Here is a 20,308-nt window from a genome sequence, read left to right on the forward strand (position 1 = left end):
CCGCATCATTGCGGCCCCATGCCCCAGCCTTCCAGTTCCGACTGTCGTTTCACCGTGGTGACATCCAGATCGGTCATCCGGCCTTGGGTGCGGGTTAATGTGTCTTGCCGGCCGCTGGAGGCTGCGCCGTATTTCTGAGGATTGAGCCGGCTTCCCGTCCCGGTGAGTTGATCGAGATTGAGCATGGATGAGGCATTGGCGGCGGACGGCAAATGCCCGGTCTGAGCCAAAATGGCCAACCATTTGTCCAGGTTGACCTGTGTCCAGTCCACGCGATCCAGGTCTGCGACTTTGATGCCGGTACAAGTCGGACTTTCCGGCGTACCGAAATCCATGCCCAACTGCGGTTTGATTTGTTCGTTGAGAATGCGCGCAAGCGGCGAGTTGTAGCAGCAGTAACTTTCCTTGCGCACCCAACACACGCCAGCCACCTTGCTCTCGCAATAGGTGCCCAAGTCCGTGCAGACTTTGAGCTGTTTCTGGGCGGCGAGTTCGTATTCCGGTTCCTCGCAGGAATAGACGATCTGGATGATCATGATGATGATCATCACCACGGTATAGGCTGTCATCAACGTGCTGAGCAGTTCGCCCGCAACAGCGGCGCCACCACCCAACTCGACGCCGCCCGATTGGGCCGCCGGGGTCAAATTGCCCGCTGAATCGAATGCCGCCTGGCCGCCCGCACTGAAAAGCGCGTTACCGGCCGCTTCGCCAAAGGTCTGGCCGATCCATTCCGCCACCGATTTCATCAATTCGCCTTTGAGAGAATCGAGCAAGCCTTGCGAGGCAAGGTCGCTGGTGCTGAGCATGTCAGTGCCGACCAAATCATTCACCGTCGAGGCAAAATCCGCCTGAAAACTGTTCCAGGCATCGCCGGCCAACGTGAACGGGGTACGCATGGTTTCCCAAGCGCCTCGAATGGCCGAGGTGCTATCCATGGCCATCACCGCGCTGTCCATCTGACTGGTGGCGATCAACAGATCAATGTAACGTCCCAGTCCCATGGCTCCCTCGGGCGTTTCGCAGCAATCGACCAGGCTGAGTGCGCCACCGACCATTTTGCAACTGGCCGGTTTGCCCTGAAATACTTGGCACGTCGTCGGATCCTTTTGTTGTAGATCGGCATTGGCGTAGTCGCAATGCAAGTCCATCGCCATTTGCTGGGCGCTGTTGAGTAAGGCGACTGCCTTGCTGAAATCCTGACTTTGTGTGCGATTCACGCTGATGCAGTCTTCGCCCATACAGCGAATCGGTCCAGCGCATTGCTGTTGAGTGTGGCTTTGAATGCCGGGAACACCCACCGTTTGCCCGCAGTCGTAAGTATCGACGCTGTCCCAGCAGGTACCCGAGGCCAATACACTGGTGCATTGGCTTTTGATGAACGAGCAGCCTTTAGTTTCCAAGGACTCACAGGTCTTACTGGGCACACCGTTCGTCGGTGGCTCCAGACAGTGGGTGCCGGCGGTATCGGTCCAACATTGACCGTACTGATTCAAATCGCAGTTTCCGGCCGCCTGGATGTTCATGCAGGTATTTCGTATCCCACTTGAACTCGCCACCGGCGCTTGTGCCAAATCGGTACCGCAGACCATCACCTGCGAAGTCGGATCGACATAACAACCCGTAGCATTGGCGGGATCGTTCGTGCAACTCAATTGGCTGCCGGCCTGACAGATGCCATCGGTAATGGCATTGGCCAGATTCTGACAATTCGGACCGTCCCAGCTCCATTCGTCCTGGGTGATCAGTTTCGACAAGTCGTAGCGCAAGCGAATCCGCGAATAGCCTTCGCCGCGTCCAGAGACGCGGGTTTCTTCCTTGAACACCTTGATGCCGCTGCTATTGAAGGCATACAGCACGTTGGTGTTGGGATATTCGTTCCAACTGGTGTAAAGCTCGCAATCCCCGAACCAACCGCTGGCACCGGTATAGATCAACTGATTGTCGTAATAGACTCGAGTGTGGTCATCGTATTTGACGTATTCCAGCGTGGCGCTGGTGATGGCTTCCGGATGCAAGACCTCATACTTGACCTGCCAGGTAAACAAGCCGCAATCGGATTCCCAATAATCATCACCGACCCGGCCGACATACAAATCCATGCAGCCCGGCCCGCAACTGGAAAATCCGCCATCGCCACTGACGAAACGAATCAAGGGTTCGACATGGACTTGGTGAGTGGCGGTACAGCTTTGCGGTACGGTCGGTTGACGCAGACATAACTGATAGTCGGGGATACGGACCGACTGATTGGTCTCGGTTTGCGTTGTCACGGTAGTACAGTCAGAAAACGACTGCGCCCAAGGCGTGAAGTCGCTGAATACCTGATCGCCGTTTCGCCAAATCGGATCGGCTTGTAAGTCCGGGTGCGACTGGTGAGCGTTGTCGATCAGAGTGCGATAGGCTTCGCCGGTGAAGCTGGTTTCGCCGTTCAGGGTGGTCTGTGCATCGAGACCCGCCGCCAGTGTGCCGGGATTGTTACCGTAGAGATTGGCAAAATCGCTGGTCGTGGTAGAAGTGCTATTGGTATCCGGAAACAGCGTGCCGATCGAAATGGCGCTTTCCTGAGCTGTTCCCGGATTTAAGGTCAGTGTGCTGTTGCCAGTATCGATCGGAAACGCAAAACCATCTAGGACTTGCTGACCCAGTTGTTGGCCATCACGCCCAGCCGCCTGAATCGCATCGGCCCAGGACACACCAAAAGGCGTCCAGGCCAGGGTCACGCACAAAATTGCAGACAGTGTCTTCGTAAACCTACATTGCGGTTCGAATAACTCCTTGACGCCCATCACAGCCCCACGCAACAGTCCTGCCAACGCCACAACAGGTAGAGATGATCTTCACCCGGCCCCGGATAAGTGCGTCCCGCACCCCACTTGAACGTGGTTTCGCCAATGGCGTGATTGGACTCGGTTTCGGCGACCGGATAAAACATCGATAGCCGATATTGCGACTTGGGGATGAAGGGATAGATGTAGCCGCCGCATAAGGCATCGTTGCCGGTTGTTTTCCAGGCCAGCCCACGCCGATGCAGGGAGGCCGTGGCGCGTGTAGCCAACAAGCTGGTGATGCGCGGGTCGGTGCCGTAACTGGTCGGCGAGATGCCGGATAAGGGATACATGTGTCCCCAAGCGCCGGCACACCAGAACAAGGCATCCAAGGGACTGCCGATTGCTGCCGCAGCAGCATCGGCGACACAGGCTGAAATGGCCACAGGATTGGCAAACAACGCCGTTTCCGGACTGGTAAAAAACGCCAACAAATCGTTGTTCCAGGTCGGATCGAGCTCCGATACATACAGCAAATCGAAATCCCGGTAGCCGTCGCTGTTGCAATGGCCATCCCAGAACAGATCCAGCAGAATGGTCAACGGAAAGGCGAAATAGTGGTAATTGAAAAACGCCATCTCGCTGGCATCGAAGTCGGCCTTGCCGGTGGTGGCGATCAGACGCACATTCGAGGCACTGAACTTATGACCGCCCAGCGCCGGTGAACACCAGGGATTGCGGACAACCTCAATTAGGCGCGCCGGATTCCAAAGCCCCATGGTCATGCCCAGTTCCGGAATGCCCATCGGATCGGTGCAGAAGCAAAATTTCTCATCCGTGGCGATACTGGGTACATTGCCACCGCCCAACGATGCACCGGCGGCGCGAATCGGGAACAGACAACTCCAGCAAATATCGGAGATCAGCTTGCCGGACCACAGTTCGGCGTCCGAGCACAACGGATCGACACTATTGGTGGTGGTTTCGGCATACAACGGAGTTGTCAGGGTTATCAAACCGCCCAACACCCAAAGGAAAACGAACCGCTTCATGATCGTTCTCCGGTTGCGGCCGGCAGTTTTCGTTCATGAACCAGCAAACGATTACCGGATTGTTCAACGACAGCGGGCACATGCTGTAATTGAAAACGGCTGCGCACATCCGGTGTCAATAAATACACCGGTGCCTGCAACGTCGTTTCCAAACGCTTTAAACTCTCCCAACCTTTATGACGAGACAGCGACGTGGCCAGATACATCACGCGAGATTGTTTGTCCTGGCAGGACTGATGCTGAATCAGCTCAACTTGAGCTGGCACCGTGGCATCGAATACCATCAGGCATAAGCCAAACGGCATCTTGTCCAAGGGATTGACGGTTTGTCCGGCATGGATAATCAGCTGACCGTTGGGTGCAACTAGATCGCGTGGGGCGGTGATGGTCAGATCCACAATCCGATCACGATCGGCCTGAGCGGTGGGTAAGTCTTCAAATTTTTGCTGTTCCCAGAATCGAGCGATGGCCTGTTGCTGCTTTTGCTTCCAGTCAATGGCGGCCATCCGGCGTTTGATCTCTTCAAGCAAGTCGATTTCGGCAATCTCGCCGACATCGCCCAAGGTTCCTAATTCACCCTGTTTGCCGGCTTTGATCTGCTCGTCCAGCCAGGACAAACTACTGACACCCCGGACGTGTAAAAGGGATTTGTCTTCCTGTTCGACGACGATGTCCGGCACCGACGCAACCGACCAGCGTTGAAAACGGGTGGGATCGATAACGATGTTCGGTAATGGCTCGATGCCTTTCAGCAATCGCTTGAGGTCTGCCATCAAGGCCGGTAGTTTTTGGCCGGGCTTTGGGCCGCGAAACACTAGCAACACATCGTCCCGATCTGCGGCCTCTTCAAAGATGCCTTTCAGTGCAGGTTCACCCAGCGAGAAGGAGACAAACAACAGTGTGAGTGGTTTGTTCGAAGGCGTTGTTGGTAGGCCGCTTGCCAATTTTGTGGATCTTGTCGATAGCGCATCTGCGCGAATCGCTTGTGAGGCCTCAAATACTTGTTGCGCTTGGCGCTTCACGTCTAACTGTTCGGATTGACCGTTCAACCAGTCGGGTCGAGGCTGGCCTTCCAGGGCTTGCAAGATGGCCTGCGAGCGTGTTAACCAAGCCTCCTCTGCGAAAGCTGGAAAAAATGGAACCCCTAAGATCAGGCAGAATACCGACCGGATTTGCCGAGCCAGAGTTTGATCAAAACAACGCATAGGCCCGTCCAATCACTTGATGGTCGTAGACATAGCCCCAGTAACGGGAATCGAAGCTTTTGTCGGTTTGCCCGGTCACCCAATAGGCGGCCGGTGGAATCGTTTCATGGCGTTTGAAAGAGGAGGGGGCTTTGTTCAGTTTCTCCGACAATGGCAAACCGTCGATGACCTGTTCGTTGTTAATCATGGTGTGCTTTGGGTCGACATGGACGGTATCGCCCGTGACGCCGGCGGCAATTTTGACGATGATCTGGCCGTCCTTGAAAAAAGGCGCCATGCGCTCGGCGCGAAACGCAATCAAATCGCCGCGCCAGATGTCTTTGTTGTGAGTGTCGATCAGGTACACCCATTTGTCCGGCAGGCAGCGATCGACCTGATCGTCGCCGCCGATCAGAAAGCGTTGACCGATATAGCGTTCAACGGCCAATACCAGCAACAAGATCGGTAAAGCTTTCCCGATGAACCGCAGTAACGCCGCTCGGGTTTTATAGGGTCTCTGCTTGGTATTGGTTGTCGTGGCGATAGCGACATTTGAATGATTGGATTGCATAGACTCACCGGGTTTGATGCTGAACATAGACATCCGCCGGGGCGGCTACTACCGCGGTCGAGTCAATGACCAGATAACCTGCGTCACTGAGCTTTTTGGCCTGCCCCTGCCAGTCATCGACGATCTTGGCCATTTGCTCCTGGCTGGCGTTGGGCGGTATCGATTGAATCAGCTTGCCCCGATCGAGCACGAACACCGGCGTGACCAGATTCAGGCGCGCCAACGGCTGTTGCAATTGCTGTTGTGCAGCTAGCCAGCCGCCGATACTGCCCAGAAACAGCGAAATCAACACGGTACTAAGCCATTGCGATTTAGGATCCATACGCACTCTCCCTGGATTTGCTGCTGCGATTGTCGATGAGTTGTTGAATGGCATCGCCCAGACTCAAACCTTGCCGGCGCAGCTGCTTCAAGGCATTGACGTCTTCGGGTTTGGTGGAAAACAGAATGCGTTTGTAAGGATCGACGATCAGCCGGCCGATGCCGGAACCCATCTCGGTGATGAAGAAAATCTCGGAATAAGCACCGGGCAAGGTATGCACGGTTTTCAGCAGTTCATAGCCGCCATCCGATAACGGCAAGCGTCGGTCCTGTTTCATACCTTCGATGACTTCGGCTTTTTGACCGAGCAAATACATATTGGCCGAGTTCTCGACGATGGCCCGGCCTGCAGCATTGCGGTACAAGTCGTTGACCGACTGGGTGATGGTTATCGCCGCACCGCCGTATTTACGAAACCGACGGTAGCCGTGTTCCATGAACTTGGCGACATCGCCTTCAGTGAGTAGATCCCAGGCTTCGTCGATGATGACGATCTTGGGGCGGTTGCGTTCGCCCAGATACATTTCTTGCTGGATCTGGTAGATCAGCTGCAGCAACACCACCTGTTGTAGATGTTTACGTCCTTTTAGCTCCTCCAATTCCAATACGGTAAAGTCGCGAGCGAACTTGGCATTGTTCTTACCGTTGAAGTAACGGCCGTATTCGCCTCGAGTGGTAAAGGGGAATAACTGCTCACCGACATCTTTTAGGCGTTGGTCGGTTTCGGCGCAGAGTTGCTTGGCAATGTCGTCCACGGACATGGCCTGCGCTTTTTCGGTCCACAGTTGTTTCAATATCCGCTTCAGACCCGCGGTTTGAAAATCGGTCAACTTTTCAGTCGGTGCTGCCATTTGACTGACTAAACCGGCTAACATGTCAGCTTCTTCCTCGAAGTTTTGCACGATCTCGAACGGGTTCATGCAAATGCTCGAGCCATGGGTGAACTTAACGAAGTCGCCTTCCAATACCTCACAGAGATTTTCATAGGAGCGGCCGACATCGATCGCCCAGATTTGCGCGCCTTCGGTCAGGTAGCTGACGACGATCTCGTTGGTCAGAAAGGATTTTCCTTTACCCGATTCGGCGGCGATACACAGGTTGTAATTGCCGGTGGTATCGAACAACGACACGGCCATGTGCTCGCCGTTGCGTGAGACGAAATTCAGGGTTGGGGTGCCGGTACCGGCCCAGTCGCCGAACAAAGGCAACAAAGGAATCGCATGCCGGGTGGCCAAGGTGCGGTAGCGTTTCAAATCGGAAATCGCCGAGCGTTCGGGGCCGAACGGCAAACAATTGAGAAAAAAAGGCAGGCAAAAATACTTGTCTTCCAGTAGCTGAAAGCCCAATTCGCGAAAATACACCCTGGCATTCGAAACGGCAGCGGCTTCTTCGGCTTCGTCGCAAAATAGCAGAACGCCGAAATAGGCCCGAATCGGCCGGTCGCCGTCGCGGTAGGCATCGAACAACACATCGAAATGGTGTTTGCGTTGAACCAGCACCGGCAGAAAACGGGCGATTGGCGTATTGACCTGATTGGTGATGAATTGCCGCACGCCTTCCTGACGGGTTCGCGTGGATTCGGCATCGGGATAATGCAAGGTCAGACTGAGCAAAGTATTCTGGCGGATGCCACGGGTACCGGAGAGAATGTCACCCAAGTAACTTTTGGCGCTGCCGAAGTAAAAATGATCGGGGGTGCGTTTGGCGGACAAGGTCTTGACACGCTTACTACCGAGCCACAGACCTTTTTCATCCAGTTCGAGTGCGTTGTCGTAATCCAGCAATTGATCGCGGATCAGTTGAGTCGGATCACACTCGGGCACCACCCGGTCTTTCCAGCCGGCATCCGGTTGCCAGTTGAGCAGCGTGTTCAGGATGCGGACATACTGATCGGCGCCCAATACTTCCGGATACAAGCCAATGGTCGACAGCGATTGTTGCGTTGCCATTTGCAATTCGCTGGCCCGGCGGATGTCGGCTTCACTCGGCCGGGGGAATGCCATCGGTAGTTTGACTGTGACCAGAATGTGGCTGCGCCGGAGACGTGCCCCCGAAATTGCTTCCGGCGCCTTGGTCGTGCCGCGCCGCAGAAACTCAACGCTGGCCTGCGTCATGGTTTTATAGGTTGGCTTTTGCTGCTTTAAACGTCGGGTCTGCATGATCGCCAGCGATTCCTCGATATCCGGCGAGGTCCAGAGGCTGACCTGCAACAAGGTGTCGGTCGGCCAATCTTGGTTCAGCAACACGTTGACGCGCGCGGACACGCTGGCATCGGCGCCGGTCATGGGGCGGCATAAAAAACCAAAGCCAATGCTGCTATCGGCCATCAAGAAGAGATGATGGTCATATTCGTAGGCCAGTACCGTGAATAGCTGGTCAGCCCGAGGGCGTTGCGATGAGGTCATAGTGCTTTGTCCTCTTCATAAAGTTGCTTCAAGTCTTCGGCTGGACATTCCGGATGTAAGCGAATCGTGAAGGGATGTCGGCAAACACGAACCGCACGTTTTTTGCGCGATAACTGCCGGGCTCTGGCCGGATGGCAGGAATTGATCGGTTTGCCGTTAGCGGCCTGGACCTTGACGCTGCGCATGGCCTTAGTCGGTTGACAAGGGCGGCGGTTGCCCGCCGCAGTCTCGGTATCAATACTTGAACCGGTCATCGTCTTTAAGCCTAAATCGTGGCGGTGACGATGTTGGTGATGATGGTCGGCGCCGCAAACAATCCGACGCCGCTGGCAATCCCCAGCACAAAGCCCATGATGCTGCCGCGCACGACACCGGCAACCAGGCCGACGATGACGAACACGATGGCAATGATGCGGCCGAGCAAGCCTTCGACCCAGCCGGTCAGCAAGGTCCAGACGTTGTTGAACTCGGTACCGCCGGCACCGGCCATGGCGTCGGATGCCATCAACATAAAAAATAACGATGCCAGGGCGACCAAGACCCCGGTTCGATACGACGTTTTCATCAAAAATGTCCTCATTCAGGTTAAATGACGGTTGCCCGTCGAATCTCGGACGCTCAGTCCGGCAGGTTTTAAGCGGTTGCCCGCTCACTCTCGCAGGGGGTGTGAGACCTGCGGTGAAAAGGGATTCAGGCTTAGGGCAATTTGTGATCCAGCCGGGGAGTAGGACCATCATCGTCATTCGCCTCGACGCTCGGCCGTTTCTCGGGCGGACGTTGCTCGACTTGTAAAGGAATCAACGACGAACTGGCTGTCGGTGCCGCCTTGCCAATCATCCAACGCCGAGGTTCCAGCTCGGTGTAGACGTAGTTGGAGACCATCAAATCGCCGTCAGCATCTTCCCAAGGGGCGATCCAAATGCGCATGACCTGGGAGGGTGTACGAATCGGAGTGGGATCTTCGATCTTGGGTACGGGTTGTTGTAACGGTGGGACGAGTGTTGGTTTCGAGACTGACTCCGATCCCTGGCTATTTTCCGCAGGCGTTTCCGGTAAGGCGGTATTGGTCACCTGGTAAGCTTGTGTAGTCGACAGACAGCTGGGTTCGTCCGGCATACCTTTACAGCCGTATTCGGTGGCGCAGCCGGCGGTGATGGTAATCAGCAATACACTGATGCCGTAACGGGAAATGGCGAGAATGGCTTTCATGGTTTCTTCTCCGAGGCATTTGGATTTTGTGTATCGGGCGTCGTTGCCAGACTGGGCGACGGTTTCGGTTTGTCGGCCAACCAATCGGCTAACACCTCAGGTGCGCCACTGTGGGTGCGGCCGTCCGGAGCAATCAGAAACGGCACGCCCTTCAAATCGAACAATTTGGCGGTGACAACAGCCTTTTGCAGCGGCTCTTTGTTGCACTGAGTGGGCGGTTCGGTCGGCAAGCCGGCGTAATCCTGTTTCAACAAGCGGTCGCGCACGGCGTCTTTGGTTTTGGTATCGGTCGCCCCTAATTGACACGCCAGTTGCACGACGAGGTTTTGCGATTCGGGGCCGAGGATGGGGATCATCACCAGTTTGAAGGTGTACTGGTCTTTCAAGGCTTGCAGGTCTTTCATGACCTTGCCGCAATAAGGGCAGCGCGGATCGATGAACACCAGTACTTGGCCTTTGCCATGCCCGACGGTCACCGCGCCCAGATCGTCGGCCTTGAGTTTCATCCGCGACAGGTCGATGCGGTTGGCGATGTTGTCGATATCCGCCAATGCCTTGATCTCCTGTTGAGTCCAGATGTCCATCAATTTGCCGCCGTAAAAGGCAAAGCGGCCATTGCTGGAGATAAACACCGTTTGCTCGCCGGACTTGACCATCTTCAGGCCCGAGATCGGCAAGTCCTGCATGCCGTCGATCTTGATCGACAAAAGGCCTGCGGCGATATCCGATACAGCCGGTTTTTGCGGATTGGCGGCGAAGGCGATCGACGCCGCGAATAGCGATGCAAACAGTAGAGTAATTTGGCGTAGAGTCATAAATACCTTTGAGATCGGGTTAAAGAATCAGCTCGGTGTTTTCAGCTTCAGCGCCGTGCCTTTTTGCACGATGAAATTGACCTGGCGCGTAGCGTCGACTTCTATGACCGGGTAAATCTCCTCGGCCATGTCCATGTAAAAGTGCGACAGGCGTTCCATGGCGTATCCGGCGCCTTTCAAGGCACCGCCTTCCATCGACTGCGAGGAAAAGGCGCTTTGGAACGGCGTGGTTCCGGATAGAGCCCCCAGGCCGCCGGTCATCAGCACCGGAATCTGATTGCGTCCGAAGGCATCGGAAAAGCCGCGTAAAAAGCCCGCCATCATGGATTGAGCGAGGAGGGCGCCTTGTTTGGACACCACGCGACCGCGCACACCGTTTTTGCCGTCTTCGCCGGTGGCATACGCATTCATCGGTACTTCGATCACGCCACCGTCCTGACGGACACAGGAAAAGGTCTCGCCGCGAAAGTAGGCCCGCTCAGCACTCAGGTCTCCGAAGCCCGCGGCCAGCAGGAAGCACTCGCGGACATCGGCATGAAAACGGTTGGGCAGAATGGCTTCCTTCTTGATCCGGAACAGTACCGGCATGGGTTCTTTCTTGGCTTTTTTGCCGGTCGGGGCATCCAGACCGTTCAACAACACCCCGGTCAATATGCTGCCTGCCGGAATGAAGACATCGCTGCTGGCATGGTTAGAACGTCTTCGATCCAGAGTCGGAGTCGTGTCTTTGTCTTTACCATTGGACTGCTCGGCGCCTTCCTGTATGACGCGAATCTGCATTGCCGCCGGTGCTTGGCCATTGGCTCGTCCTCCCGAGACACCAGTATTGCCTGGTGTCGATGCGGGAATGGCGGCTTGCTCGAAAACGTGGTTGAGATCATCCTGGCTGTTGTCGAACCGCGTGCTGCTTGGGCGGCGGTTGTAAGGTCTTCCTTGCGTCATTGGCTCTATGGAAGGTTCATTGGAATCGCCTGGGTTGCTGGCCACTGTCGGTGTGGTGGCTTTGTTCTTCAGCGACTCGACTTCGCCGGTCACGGCTTGTAGTTTGGCTTCATAGGCTTCGCGTTCCGCTGCCGTCCATTGTTTGAAACGGATTTCATCGGATTGCTGTTCCCGGCGCTGCTGTTCTTCGATCGCCGCTAGCCGGCGGGCTTGCTCGTCGTTCTTCTGCAGCAGATCTCGCAATTGCGCGGAAATGCCGTCGATGCCCAGCGAGCGCGGATCGCTATCGGTCAGAATGTGTTGAATGGTGGCCTGTTTGCTCAGCGGTTTGCTGACTTCCGGGGTGACGGTGGCCAATGCGATGATGATGGCCAACACCACGGTACCGATGCCGCCGACGGCCAGATTGCGTTTGGCGGTCGGGCTCAAGCGTGTCCACCAGGTATCTACGCTGGCCATTACGGTTGACCTCCGCCCAGCAACGAGGGACGCAAGCTAGTCGAGGCTTCAGGCGCTTGTCGGACCACGACATACAACTCGGTGGCTTCTTGCGGTTTCAATACCACGTTGGGCCAGACCGACACGGCGAGTACGTCCTGTTGTATCGTCGCGCAACTGCGTTCGTCGAACTCGAGCATGTCGCCGCCTGTATTCTTGGCAAGACCCACCAGAATCAACTGGTCCTGGCCTTCTAGAACCTGGCCGGTTTGGATCTGGAACCGGTCTTGCAGGCAGTGAATCTGTTCCTGCGGTTTGGGTTCGCGTAGCGAATAACCGGACGGGGTCTTTTGCAACCCCAAATCCCGAAATAGCGCTTTTAGTTGGCTGATATAGGCTTGTTCCTGTTGGCTCGAGGTTCGACTTGCGCTATCGGAGCGCTGCCATTGGTTCAACAGTTGGTAGCTGTCCTTGTCCAAATCAAGATGGATTTCCCGCGCGGGGATGCGTTTGGGAATCAAGGTTAGCGACAAGGCAATGTCCTGGTTGTCGCCAGGGGTGATGTATAAGGTGACCGGTGTTTCGTCGGCGGTGGCGACATAAACGATTTTGCCTTTGGTACTGGTCGTGGCTTGGCTGGTAGTCGTAACCACCGGATGTTCAAACGGCGTGACCAAGCGATTCAAGTGGCCGACGGCAATCGGCATCAGTTCGTTAATGCCGGGTTTAACCGCGATGTGCTGCGGGCCGATTGAAGTGGCTGACGTAGCGTTTGACGCTGCCGCTTGCTGGTTGGCAACTTTTATTACACTGGCATCGACCGGCGGTAACTCGATGCCTAAGTCGGGCTTCGGCGGCACAACGGGTTGTGATGATGCTGAGGACGACTCTTCGGCTACGGTGGTGACCGGGGGTAACACCGTCACGGGTAAGTCATCGGTGGCCCAACTGCCCTGGGTGAAAGTCACGAGTAGCCAAGGCAAAAAGTGTCGTTTCATGGTTTAGCCTCTTGAGGTTGCCCCTGGGTGGATTTCAATCGCTCCAGGGTTCTAGGGGAATCCGGATACACGTCGATGTATTCCAGGCGGGGCCGATAGTTTTTGATGGCGATGATGAATTCGTAGGTACGGGGTTTGACGTCGGGTTTGGAACTGGGGCCTTGGCTTTTCAGTTCGCCGCTGACAAAGACCTTGTTGGTCTCGGCTTCGTAGTCGACATGACGCGGAGTGAAGCTGATCGCGACCCGGTCCATTTTGATGGCCTTGATTTGATCGCTCATGGCATCCAGGACACTGCGGTAAATATCCGGCGCCAATAACGGCTCGACCGCGGTTTTCAGAAAGTCGGCATTGGCTGGCGTGGTGTTGCCAAGGAGTTCTGCCAGGAACAAGCCCCAGGACTCTTTGAACTCACTAGAGGCCTGGCTGCGGGTGACCTCGACTTCCTGGGTGAGGGTAGGTGGCACCAGGATGATGCTGCGCTCGGTTCGCCAAGCGGCCAGCGAGGTGATCACGCAAATCACCAGCAAGCCGATAATGATTACCCGGCTGAGTCGGTTCTCGGTCTCGTGCCCGTCCCAGGTCTGAAGAAAATCCGACCATCTCATGGCAGAAACCGGCGAATGTAGGGATTGGGGATGGTTTGCGCGCGACTGGGCAACAAGCCCAGCCAATACAGTGCATGCAAGGTGTAGCCGTCAGGGCGGTTATCGCGGAAACGCCGGTAAAACTTGACCGCGATGAAGCCGAGCGCCAAGCCGGGGATAAATTGATCGATCAACATGCCGGTGAGCATGCTCACCATGAACGGCACAATCTCGTCCGCGCTCCACAGCAAAATGTGGATCGGATCGTCGATCGATTGGGGGATGGCAATGGGTTCCATAATGACCTCCGGTTAGGATGGTCATTATTTTGAAGGGATATTTGAAGAGAGCTTTTGCAGCTGATGACGAATTTGACGTCAGCTACGGAAAGCGTAGGAAATTGAATTTATTGGTTGATGGTAGGCACTTATAAATTACATGTGCTTGTCAAAATCCGCGAAATGATTGAACTGAATTCCAACAGCCGCTGAGTAAGCGTTTGTATAAAATGGAGATCTCTTACGGATTCGAATTCGAGAGTTAGGCAGCGAACTGTTTGTTCATCCTTTCCTTGAAAACAGAATTCAACCGTCGTTAAAGACGGGATGGATTGATACCGCTACAAAGATCGCCACCTCGTTGAAAGGGTATTCTCGAGATGAAACATTTCGGAGCAATTGCGAAGCGATGTGACTGAATTAAATGCAATTTTTGAATCTGCATTAGCTTCGGTCTGAGCATTTTTTGCTAACTATGTAAATGGCAATGGCCCCTAGTCCTTAATCGATGGAAAACGGTCACTTGAACGAGATACCCGATCGCGTAAATCTAACCCAGCCTTAAAGTGGGTTGTATACCGCATGGGCAAACTCACTGGTTCACCTGTTTTTGGATTACGGCCTATGCGAGCGGCTCGCTGAATAACTGAGAATCCTCCAAACCCACGAATTTCAATTCGCTCGGCTCGTGCCAGATGATGGATCATCGCATCAATTGTCACGTTAATCGCTAATTCGACATCGCGTTGCAGCAAATGTGGCAATTTAAGACTGATGCGTTCGATAAGTTCAGACTTTGTCATTCTATGGTGTATGTCAAATCGGTGATGTTTAACAATGGGCTGGTGATTAAGTTATTAGAGCGTTGGCAGTGTCTTACCGCCTTGTTCAATGACAACGGCTTGCTTAAGCAAATCACTGGCAGTGGGATATTGATCGTAAAGGCTGCCAATCGCTTGATAATAGGCCGTCGTACTAAATGGTTCTGAGGCTTGTTTTCGGATTAACTCAGCCAGTCTTGACCTGAAGTCTGGTGAAACGGTAACCATACGTATGCCTTTAACGATTTTGGTGCCCGGATCCACCAAAACTAGATTAAAGGGTAAGTAGGCATTCCCTTCGTCAATCGTTTCATCCCCAGCAAGATGAATGGTAAATGCCAAGTCCGACCAGTCCAAAAATCCCTCTATTTTGAATAAAAAGAAAATAAGTTCGGCTTTAGCGAATAACGCAAAGGATGTATTGCCGTTTAGAAAGGTTTGGATTTCTCGAGGGGACGCCGAAAAATTAAACGTCAGCAACGGCGCGCCATTGGCCAGTACGATACTCATACCTTCCGCAGGCATGTCATGATCAAAGCGTTCCCCAACGCAGAGTTTCAAATATTCCATTTCACTGGTGTTCATGATGTCTTTTCGGCAAGAAGAGAGTCTGGGAGCTAGGAATAGCGGAGCGGTAATGGCTCACCGACAAGCCGCACGTTTTCAGCAATATCGACGGCGACACAACGATTCGCTTGAATCGCGTCAGCTAAAATGTATTCGTCTTGGCACAAGTAAACATTCTGTTCACAGGTTGAACAATAACGAATGTCTTGATTATCCGTTGTAACCAACTCATCCCATTTCTTATCGCATTGTTTGCCAAAAATACAGTTTCTGATTACGCTCACTTCGCACTCCCTGAAGCAAAAAAAGTTAAAGAACTCGGCCTAATCAGTCAGCCCGTACAGGTTTTTAGTTTGACTGAGAAATCCGCAATCCCCAGTTTGAATAACTGTTTGGCGGCCGCGTCCAAGGTTTTAAATTCCTTGGTTTCACGTTTGGTGGTTTCCAATGGCTGTCCGTTGATGACGACCATGTAACCCTGAGCCATCACAGCATAATGAACTTGGACTTGCTTCACCGCATTGGCATCAAGCAGCACCTTTACCTCGCGCTCAATCATACATCTCCCTTGATGTTCGGTTCGCCGGTTGGGTTCGACTGTTCCCACGATTCAAATAAATCTTGTTGGTCGACTAATACCAACAGATCACCCGGTTTTACCTGCAAGTAGCGACACAACTTGGCAAGTACATCGCGGTCAAAACTTTTCACCTGATCGTAGTAATAGCGATCTACCGTCGCTCGCGCAACGCCTGTTGCGTGGCATACGTCGGAGACTTTCAATCGTTTAGCGCCAAGGATCGTTGACAGTCGACAGGTAATCATATGTCTTATTGAGTGAAAAACTAATCGAACTCGATTAATTATTGCAATGATATGGTCAATGGCGCTCTAAGGCAAGGTTCGGTTTTAGGATCATGCAAAGAGTAGGGGTTAGCAGCCTAGAGACGACAACTGTCGAGCATCAACTTTTATTGCAGCCATGGGGAATTAGCCAGCTGGAAGCTGGTTTCTCATGCTTCGCATAATCGGCAACTGGAAAGGTTTCTCCGGTCAGTTTTTCGAGTTCGTCTATCGATACCAAATAACGATCCAGTTTGCGTTTTGTGGCATCAGTTGAATTCGGTACGACCCAGGCAATAGCTCGTTCATCGGCACCAGTGCCTCGTACGATCACTTTGTAAAAGTAGTCGGGGGTACGCACGCCATGGGACGAAACGAAAATATCATTGCTCGTATCGTTACCCCAAACGACGCCACCCAGGACCAAAAGATCATCTATATCGCGGTAGCATTCGATGATTTCCTCCGTCAGCAACCAGGCGCCTCGATTCATCTGCGAGGTTTGCGGCAAAATGTTGGTCATGTCGTTAGATTGATGGATAGCATTGGCGGAAGCATCCAGGTGATTAGCCGGAACTTGGTGACCGCGGTCATAGCCATTGCCATAGGCCTTGCTCGTGAACTGTTGGCAAGAAGCCGACACATTCGGATCCAGCTCGAATTTGTCGTATCGTTTCAAGTTACCACTATCGCGTTGTGCGTTATAGCGGAACTTGATTGCTGCTCGTTCTTTGCAGTCTAGCCAGACTGTAAATCCGTCATAATCCAGTTTCAGAATGTCACCTGACGGCAAATTGTGTGCCGGTGTGGCGGCGGACAATGTCTGGGGAGTTGCTTGCTGTTGAACTACTGTTGATTCGGTCGATGCCTTGGAATGCCCTTCATGGCAATGATATTCACCCGTTTTACGATTGGTATGACAACCTTCAGCGTTGACTTTGCCTGGATGGGCAACTGCGACATTCCAGAATAGAAACGGCAGTAACAAAGCGACATGTCGTAATGTGAAGTCTTGGGTCATCGTTTAACTCGTTGGATATTTTCGTTACTGTAACTGTTGCCAAAGCGCCTGAATGATTACGTCCGAGGCATCATCCGCAAAGGTTGTACCACATTCAGCTAATAGTGGATTAGTAGGATTATGCAGATCGTATGCATTTCGGATCGCGGCACCCAAACTGAAATGTAAGTCAATTAAGTCGATCTGATTCATGCCTGCGATGGAGTGGCGCTCCTCATAGCTCAAAATAAGCATCAATCGGTTAACGGCATCATCTACGGTGTTGGGCGGTTGCAGGATGTCTTGACTGATGAATGACCAATTCTTGCTCAATTTGATAGACCTTCAATGAACTCGGTGGGTTAGGTGTTTTAACCCGAAAATTTGCACAACGTTATCCACAGAATTTGGGGATAACGAATCAGCGGCAGTAAGATTAGCTGGTAATAAACGGCTTTGTTTGAACTTGCCAGTCTACGCAGCTTAGATCTCTGAGGGTTACATGACACAATCGATCAGTTCGAACTTTTATGCCTACCTTTCACGCCTGAGGTGGATTAAGCGCTGGGGCCTAAAGCGCAACGCCCACGAAGAAAATGTCATGGAACACAGTTGGGAAGTGGCTGTGATTGCCCATACCTTGGCGCTCATCAAAAACCGCTATTTTGAGGGGCAAGTCGATGCTAACGCCGTGGCAACCGCAGCCCTTTACCATGACATCACGGAAGTGATCACGGGTGATATGCCCACACCCATCAAATACCATTCGCCCGCTATTCTAGGTGCCTACAAACAAATCGAACAGCAAGCGGAACAAGAGTTATTGAATCTGCTACCGGAAGTCTTGCAACCCGATTTCCGGGCACTGATTGATCACCGGAAAATGTCTGAAGTCCATCAGAAAATCATCAAAGCCGCCGACAAGATCTCCGCCTACCTAAAATGCCAGGCCGAATTGAAAGCCGGCAATGCTGAATTTGAAATGGCTGCCGAACAACTCGAACGGGATATTGACGCGTTGGATCAACCCGAGGTTCGTTTTTTTATGTTGTCATTTGCGCCCAACTGCGGGTTGACGCTCGATGATTTGATGAAAAAACGTTAGCGCAGTTGTATTCAGCATGGATTCCCAATCTAACCCGCCTTATTCTGCCGACAATCCCGTTGAGAAACTACACGGCTCCATCGAGCGTGTCACTTTTCATAGCGAGTCCTCGGGATTTTGTGTGTTACGGGTCAAGGTCAAAGGTTATCGTGAACTGATTACCGTGATCGGGTCAGCTGCCAGCGTCACGGCCGGCGAGTACATTGAATGCCTGGGTTGTTGGGTCAATGATCGTCAGCATGGGCAGCAATTTAAAACCATCTCCTTAAAGATTGTTCCGCCGACCACGTTGGATGGCATCGAGAAATATCTGGGCTCGGGTATGGTCAAAGGCATTGGTCCTCATTTTGCCAAGAAACTCGTCAAAGCATTTGGCGAACAGGTGTTCGATGTGATTGAGCAAACACCGGAACGCCTGCTGGAATTGCCGGGTATTGGCAAGAAGCGCCAAGAGCGGGTCACGGGGGCCTGGGCCGAACAGAAAGTGATACGCGAGATCATGGTGTTTTTGCAATCTCACGGCGTTGGCACCTCTCGCTCGGTCCGAATATACAAGACTTACGGCGACCAGGCTATCGATAAAGTTCGGGAAAACCCTTATCGGCTAGCATTGGATATTCACGGAATTGGCTTTAAAACCGCTGATACCCTGGCGCAGAAATTAGGCATTGGCCCTCAGTCCCTGCTTAGAGCTCAGGCGGGCGTTCGCCACGTTTTACAAGAGTGGTCAGGCGAAGGCCACTGTGCCGCGATTCGCAGCAATCTGTGCGAAATGGCGGCCAAATTACTGGAAATCTCATTACCGATTATCGATCAAGCGGTCGCGGCGGAATTAACCGAAGGCAATTTGATCGCCGAAATCGATGGCAGCGACGAATTCATTTTTCTGACGCCTTTGCACCGCGCTGAAATAGGCTGTGCCGCCCACCTGAACCGGTTAAATCAAGGCGATGCACCTTGGGGTGTGATTGACGCGGATAAAGCCATCCCCTGGGTGGAAGAGCAAACTGGCGTGACCTTGTCGCAGTCGCAAGCGGCTGCCGTTCGATTGGTACTCCAGCATAAAGTCTCGGTGATCACTGGCGGTCCCGGTGTCGGTAAAACCACCTTGGTCAACAGCTTGCTCAAGATACTCAAAGCCAAACGGGTGCGGATTGGTTTGTGCGCGCCGACAGGACGTGCTGCAAAACGCTTAACTGAATCGACCGGTATGGAAGCAAAAACGGTGCATCGTCTACTGGAGTTCGATCCGACGCAATTCGCGTTCAAGCATAACGACGAAAACCCGCTGGACTTCGATTGCTTGGTGATTGATGAGTCGTCGATGATGGACGTGGTGTTGATGAATCAGCTGTTAAAAGCGATACCGACGGAAGCCGCATTCTTGATCGTCGGAGATGTCGATCAATTACCTTCAGTCGGACCCGGATCTGTGCTGGCCGACATCATTGATTCCGGCCAAATTGCCACCGTGCGTCTGACCGAGATTTTCCGTCAAGCCAGTACCTCCAAAATCATCACTAATGCTCACCGGATTAACCATGGGCAAATGCCGCTAGTGGACAAGATAGAGGGACTCAGCGATTTTTATTGCCTGTACGCCGAAACCCCGGAGGAGATTTTCGCTAAGTTGATGCAAGTCGTGCTCGAACGGATTCCGCAGCGCTTCCACTTTCATCCGGTCAACGATGTGCAAATTCTGACGCCCATGAATCGTGGTGGCCTGGGAGCGCGGTCGTTAAATATCGAATTGCAAGCACGACTCAATGGTCACAGCGAGCCCAAGATCACCCGCTTTGGCAATACCTATGCGCCGGGTGATAAGGTGATTCAGAGGATCAACAACTACGACAAGGAAGTCTTCAACGGCGACATTGGTGTGATCAAATCCATTGATCTTGAGGACAGCCAGGTCAAAATATTGTTCGACGATCGAGTGGTCGACTACGAATTCAGTGATCTGGACGAAATTACACTAGCTTACGCCACCAGTGTGCACAAATCGCAAGGCTCGGAATATCCGGTGGTTGTTATTCCATTGGCCATGCAGCATTTTATGCTGCTGGAACGTAATCTGCTGTATACCGGCGTCACGCGTGGCAAACAACTGGTCGTGGTGATTGCCCAGCCAAAAGCGCTAGGCATGGCGGTGAAAAACCAGCAATCACAAAGAAGGATCACTCATTTGGCGGCTAGGCTGAACGAAAATACGTGACTATTGTTACGGCTATACTCGTCGAGAACGGCCAAAACCGGCCGCTGATGATGCTGGCGAAATTTTCTATCCCTAAGTTCAGCGAATGGCAGCTTTTCGGCAAGCAAATCGACATTATGACCGTGTCACTACGGCCAAAAGCGGTCTATGAAAAATACAAAAAATCAGTTCTCCGAATGGCTGGTTTAT

At 53.1% G+C, this 20,308-nt stretch carries 22 protein-coding genes; 2 read left to right on the forward strand and 20 right to left on the reverse strand.

All coding sequences use genetic code 11. The features are described 5' to 3' along the window. Positions 1–5: 5 nt before the first annotated feature. The 20 genes from traN to MKFW12EY_RS05780 form a co-directional block, all read right to left on the reverse strand. Positions 6–2,789, reverse strand: a complete 2,784-nt coding sequence (gene traN / locus MKFW12EY_RS05685; protein WP_054758225.1) for a conjugal transfer mating pair stabilization protein TraN — start codon at positions 2,787–2,789, stop codon at positions 6–8. Further along, a complete protein-coding gene (locus MKFW12EY_RS05690; protein ID WP_054758226.1) occupies positions 2,789–3,820 on the reverse strand; it encodes a TraU family protein in 1,032 nt (343 codons plus the stop codon). The genes traN and MKFW12EY_RS05690 overlap by 1 nt, the downstream gene beginning before the upstream one ends. Continuing rightward, positions 3,817–5,025 carry a TrbC family F-type conjugative pilus assembly protein gene (locus MKFW12EY_RS05695; protein WP_221054153.1) on the reverse strand — a complete coding sequence of 403 codons (1,209 nt, stop codon included), beginning with the start codon at positions 5,023–5,025 and terminating at the stop codon, positions 3,817–3,819. The genes MKFW12EY_RS05690 and MKFW12EY_RS05695 overlap by 4 nt, the downstream gene beginning before the upstream one ends. Further along, positions 5,012–5,575, reverse strand: coding sequence for a signal peptidase I (gene lepB, locus MKFW12EY_RS05700; RefSeq protein WP_054758227.1), 564 nt, complete (start codon positions 5,573–5,575; stop codon positions 5,012–5,014). Before lepB ends, MKFW12EY_RS05695 begins: the two co-directional genes overlap by 14 nt. A 4-nt stretch (positions 5,576–5,579) precedes the next feature. Next, entirely contained in the window at positions 5,580–5,897 is a 318-nt protein-coding gene (locus MKFW12EY_RS05705) for a hypothetical protein (RefSeq protein ID WP_054758228.1), read from the reverse strand. Then, positions 5,887–8,301 (reverse strand): type IV secretion system protein TraC, encoded by a 2,415-nt coding sequence (gene traC / locus MKFW12EY_RS05710; RefSeq protein ID WP_054758229.1) that lies wholly within the window; start codon positions 8,299–8,301, stop codon positions 5,887–5,889. Before traC ends, MKFW12EY_RS05705 begins: the two co-directional genes overlap by 11 nt. Then, positions 8,298–8,447 carry an RRXRR domain-containing protein gene (locus tag MKFW12EY_RS22990; protein WP_245006505.1) on the reverse strand — a complete coding sequence of 50 codons (150 nt, stop codon included), beginning with the start codon at positions 8,445–8,447 and terminating at the stop codon, positions 8,298–8,300. The genes traC and MKFW12EY_RS22990 overlap by 4 nt, the downstream gene beginning before the upstream one ends. A 119-nt stretch (positions 8,448–8,566) precedes the next feature. Continuing rightward, positions 8,567–8,866 (reverse strand): TraA family conjugative transfer protein, encoded by a 300-nt coding sequence (traA, locus tag MKFW12EY_RS05720; RefSeq protein WP_054758278.1) that lies wholly within the window; start codon positions 8,864–8,866, stop codon positions 8,567–8,569. A gap of 131 nt (positions 8,867–8,997) precedes the next feature. Further along, positions 8,998–9,510 (reverse strand): TraV family lipoprotein, encoded by a 513-nt coding sequence (locus MKFW12EY_RS05725; RefSeq protein ID WP_054758230.1) that lies wholly within the window; start codon positions 9,508–9,510, stop codon positions 8,998–9,000. After that, entirely contained in the window at positions 9,507–10,325 is an 819-nt protein-coding gene (locus MKFW12EY_RS05730) for a DsbC family protein (protein ID WP_221054154.1), read from the reverse strand. The genes MKFW12EY_RS05725 and MKFW12EY_RS05730 overlap by 4 nt, the downstream gene beginning before the upstream one ends. 27 nt (positions 10,326–10,352) lie before the next feature. Next, complete coding sequence (locus tag MKFW12EY_RS05735; RefSeq protein ID WP_054758231.1) at positions 10,353–11,726, reverse strand: TraB/VirB10 family protein; 1,374 nt, start codon at positions 11,724–11,726, stop codon at positions 10,353–10,355. After that, positions 11,726–12,703 carry a TraK domain-containing protein gene (locus MKFW12EY_RS05740; protein ID WP_221054155.1) on the reverse strand — a complete coding sequence of 326 codons (978 nt, stop codon included), beginning with the start codon at positions 12,701–12,703 and terminating at the stop codon, positions 11,726–11,728. Before MKFW12EY_RS05740 ends, MKFW12EY_RS05735 begins: the two co-directional genes overlap by 1 nt. Beyond that, a complete protein-coding gene (locus MKFW12EY_RS05745) occupies positions 12,700–13,311 on the reverse strand; it encodes a TraE/TraK family type IV conjugative transfer system protein (protein ID WP_054758233.1) in 612 nt (203 codons plus the stop codon). The genes MKFW12EY_RS05740 and MKFW12EY_RS05745 overlap by 4 nt, the downstream gene beginning before the upstream one ends. Continuing rightward, positions 13,308–13,589 carry a type IV conjugative transfer system protein TraL gene (traL, locus tag MKFW12EY_RS05750; RefSeq protein ID WP_054758234.1) on the reverse strand — a complete coding sequence of 94 codons (282 nt, stop codon included), beginning with the start codon at positions 13,587–13,589 and terminating at the stop codon, positions 13,308–13,310. Before traL ends, MKFW12EY_RS05745 begins: the two co-directional genes overlap by 4 nt. A 473-nt stretch (positions 13,590–14,062) precedes the next feature. After that, positions 14,063–14,371: an integration host factor subunit beta gene (locus tag MKFW12EY_RS05755; protein WP_082409569.1), complete on the reverse strand. Its 309-nt coding sequence runs from the start codon at positions 14,369–14,371 to the stop codon at positions 14,063–14,065. A gap of 54 nt (positions 14,372–14,425) precedes the next feature. Further along, positions 14,426–14,974, reverse strand: a complete 549-nt coding sequence (locus tag MKFW12EY_RS05760; protein WP_245006443.1) for a hypothetical protein — start codon at positions 14,972–14,974, stop codon at positions 14,426–14,428. 313 nt (positions 14,975–15,287) lie between these two features. Continuing rightward, positions 15,288–15,515, reverse strand: coding sequence for a hypothetical protein (locus tag MKFW12EY_RS05765; RefSeq protein WP_054758235.1), 228 nt, complete (start codon positions 15,513–15,515; stop codon positions 15,288–15,290). Beyond that, the gene (locus tag MKFW12EY_RS05770) at positions 15,512–15,781 is read right to left on the reverse strand and encodes a helix-turn-helix domain-containing protein (protein WP_082409570.1); all 270 of its coding nucleotides are present in this window, start codon (positions 15,779–15,781) and stop codon (positions 15,512–15,514) included. The genes MKFW12EY_RS05765 and MKFW12EY_RS05770 overlap by 4 nt, the downstream gene beginning before the upstream one ends. Before the next feature lie 139 nt (positions 15,782–15,920). Next, positions 15,921–16,820: a DNA/RNA non-specific endonuclease gene (locus tag MKFW12EY_RS05775; RefSeq protein WP_082409571.1), complete on the reverse strand. Its 900-nt coding sequence runs from the start codon at positions 16,818–16,820 to the stop codon at positions 15,921–15,923. Positions 16,821–16,844: 24 nt separating this feature from the next. Beyond that, positions 16,845–17,132, reverse strand: coding sequence for a DUF6794 domain-containing protein (locus MKFW12EY_RS05780; protein WP_054758237.1), 288 nt, complete (start codon positions 17,130–17,132; stop codon positions 16,845–16,847). 169 nt (positions 17,133–17,301) lie between these two features. Between MKFW12EY_RS05780 and yfbR the strand changes: the two genes are divergently transcribed. After that, entirely contained in the window at positions 17,302–17,904 is a 603-nt protein-coding gene (yfbR, locus tag MKFW12EY_RS05785) for a 5'-deoxynucleotidase (protein WP_221054157.1), read from the forward strand. Between the two features lie 16 nt (positions 17,905–17,920). Next, positions 17,921–20,119 (forward strand): SF1B family DNA helicase RecD2, encoded by a 2,199-nt coding sequence (recD2, locus tag MKFW12EY_RS05790; protein WP_054758238.1) that lies wholly within the window; start codon positions 17,921–17,923, stop codon positions 20,117–20,119. Positions 20,120–20,308 lie beyond the last annotated feature (189 nt).

This window comes from Methylomonas koyamae, assembly GCF_019669905.1.
GTDB classification, from domain to species: domain Bacteria; phylum Pseudomonadota; class Gammaproteobacteria; order Methylococcales; family Methylomonadaceae; genus Methylomonas; species Methylomonas koyamae.

Excerpts from the sequence above, each read along its gene's own strand:
- traA (WP_054758278.1), bottom strand. The coding sequence starts at position 8,866 with ATGAAAACGTCGTATCGAACCGGGGTCTTGGTCGCCCTGGCATCGTTA.
- MKFW12EY_RS05705 (WP_054758228.1), bottom strand. The coding sequence starts at position 5,897 with ATGGATCCTAAATCGCAATGGCTTAGTACCGTGTTGATTTCGCTGTTT.
- MKFW12EY_RS05725 (WP_054758230.1), bottom strand. The coding sequence starts at position 9,510 with ATGAAAGCCATTCTCGCCATTTCCCGTTACGGCATCAGTGTATTGCTG.
- MKFW12EY_RS05775 (WP_082409571.1), bottom strand. The coding sequence starts at position 16,820 with ATGACCCAAGACTTCACATTACGACATGTCGCTTTGTTACTGCCGTTT.
- MKFW12EY_RS05690 (WP_054758226.1), bottom strand. The coding sequence starts at position 3,820 with ATGAAGCGGTTCGTTTTCCTTTGGGTGTTGGGCGGTTTGATAACCCTG.
- MKFW12EY_RS05755 (WP_082409569.1), bottom strand. The coding sequence starts at position 14,371 with ATGACAAAGTCTGAACTTATCGAACGCATCAGTCTTAAATTGCCACAT.
- MKFW12EY_RS05760 (WP_245006443.1), bottom strand. The coding sequence starts at position 14,974 with ATGAACACCAGTGAAATGGAATATTTGAAACTCTGCGTTGGGGAACGC.
- MKFW12EY_RS05730 (WP_221054154.1), bottom strand. The coding sequence starts at position 10,325 with ATGACTCTACGCCAAATTACTCTACTGTTTGCATCGCTATTCGCGGCG.
- traN (WP_054758225.1), bottom strand. The coding sequence starts at position 2,789 with ATGGGCGTCAAGGAGTTATTCGAACCGCAATGTAGGTTTACGAAGACA.
- MKFW12EY_RS05695 (WP_221054153.1), bottom strand. The coding sequence starts at position 5,025 with ATGCGTTGTTTTGATCAAACTCTGGCTCGGCAAATCCGGTCGGTATTC.
- MKFW12EY_RS05765 (WP_054758235.1), bottom strand. The coding sequence starts at position 15,515 with ATGATTGAGCGCGAGGTAAAGGTGCTGCTTGATGCCAATGCGGTGAAG.
- MKFW12EY_RS05770 (WP_082409570.1), bottom strand. The coding sequence starts at position 15,781 with ATGATTACCTGTCGACTGTCAACGATCCTTGGCGCTAAACGATTGAAA.
- traL (WP_054758234.1), bottom strand. The coding sequence starts at position 13,589 with ATGGAACCCATTGCCATCCCCCAATCGATCGACGATCCGATCCACATT.
- yfbR (WP_221054157.1), top strand. The coding sequence starts at position 17,302 with ATGACACAATCGATCAGTTCGAACTTTTATGCCTACCTTTCACGCCTG.
- MKFW12EY_RS05740 (WP_221054155.1), bottom strand. The coding sequence starts at position 12,703 with ATGAAACGACACTTTTTGCCTTGGCTACTCGTGACTTTCACCCAGGGC.
- MKFW12EY_RS05745 (WP_054758233.1), bottom strand. The coding sequence starts at position 13,311 with ATGAGATGGTCGGATTTTCTTCAGACCTGGGACGGGCACGAGACCGAG.
- lepB (WP_054758227.1), bottom strand. The coding sequence starts at position 5,575 with ATGCAATCCAATCATTCAAATGTCGCTATCGCCACGACAACCAATACC.
- traC (WP_054758229.1), bottom strand. The coding sequence starts at position 8,301 with ATGACCTCATCGCAACGCCCTCGGGCTGACCAGCTATTCACGGTACTG.
- recD2 (WP_054758238.1), top strand. The coding sequence starts at position 17,921 with ATGGATTCCCAATCTAACCCGCCTTATTCTGCCGACAATCCCGTTGAG.
- MKFW12EY_RS05735 (WP_054758231.1), bottom strand. The coding sequence starts at position 11,726 with ATGGCCAGCGTAGATACCTGGTGGACACGCTTGAGCCCGACCGCCAAA.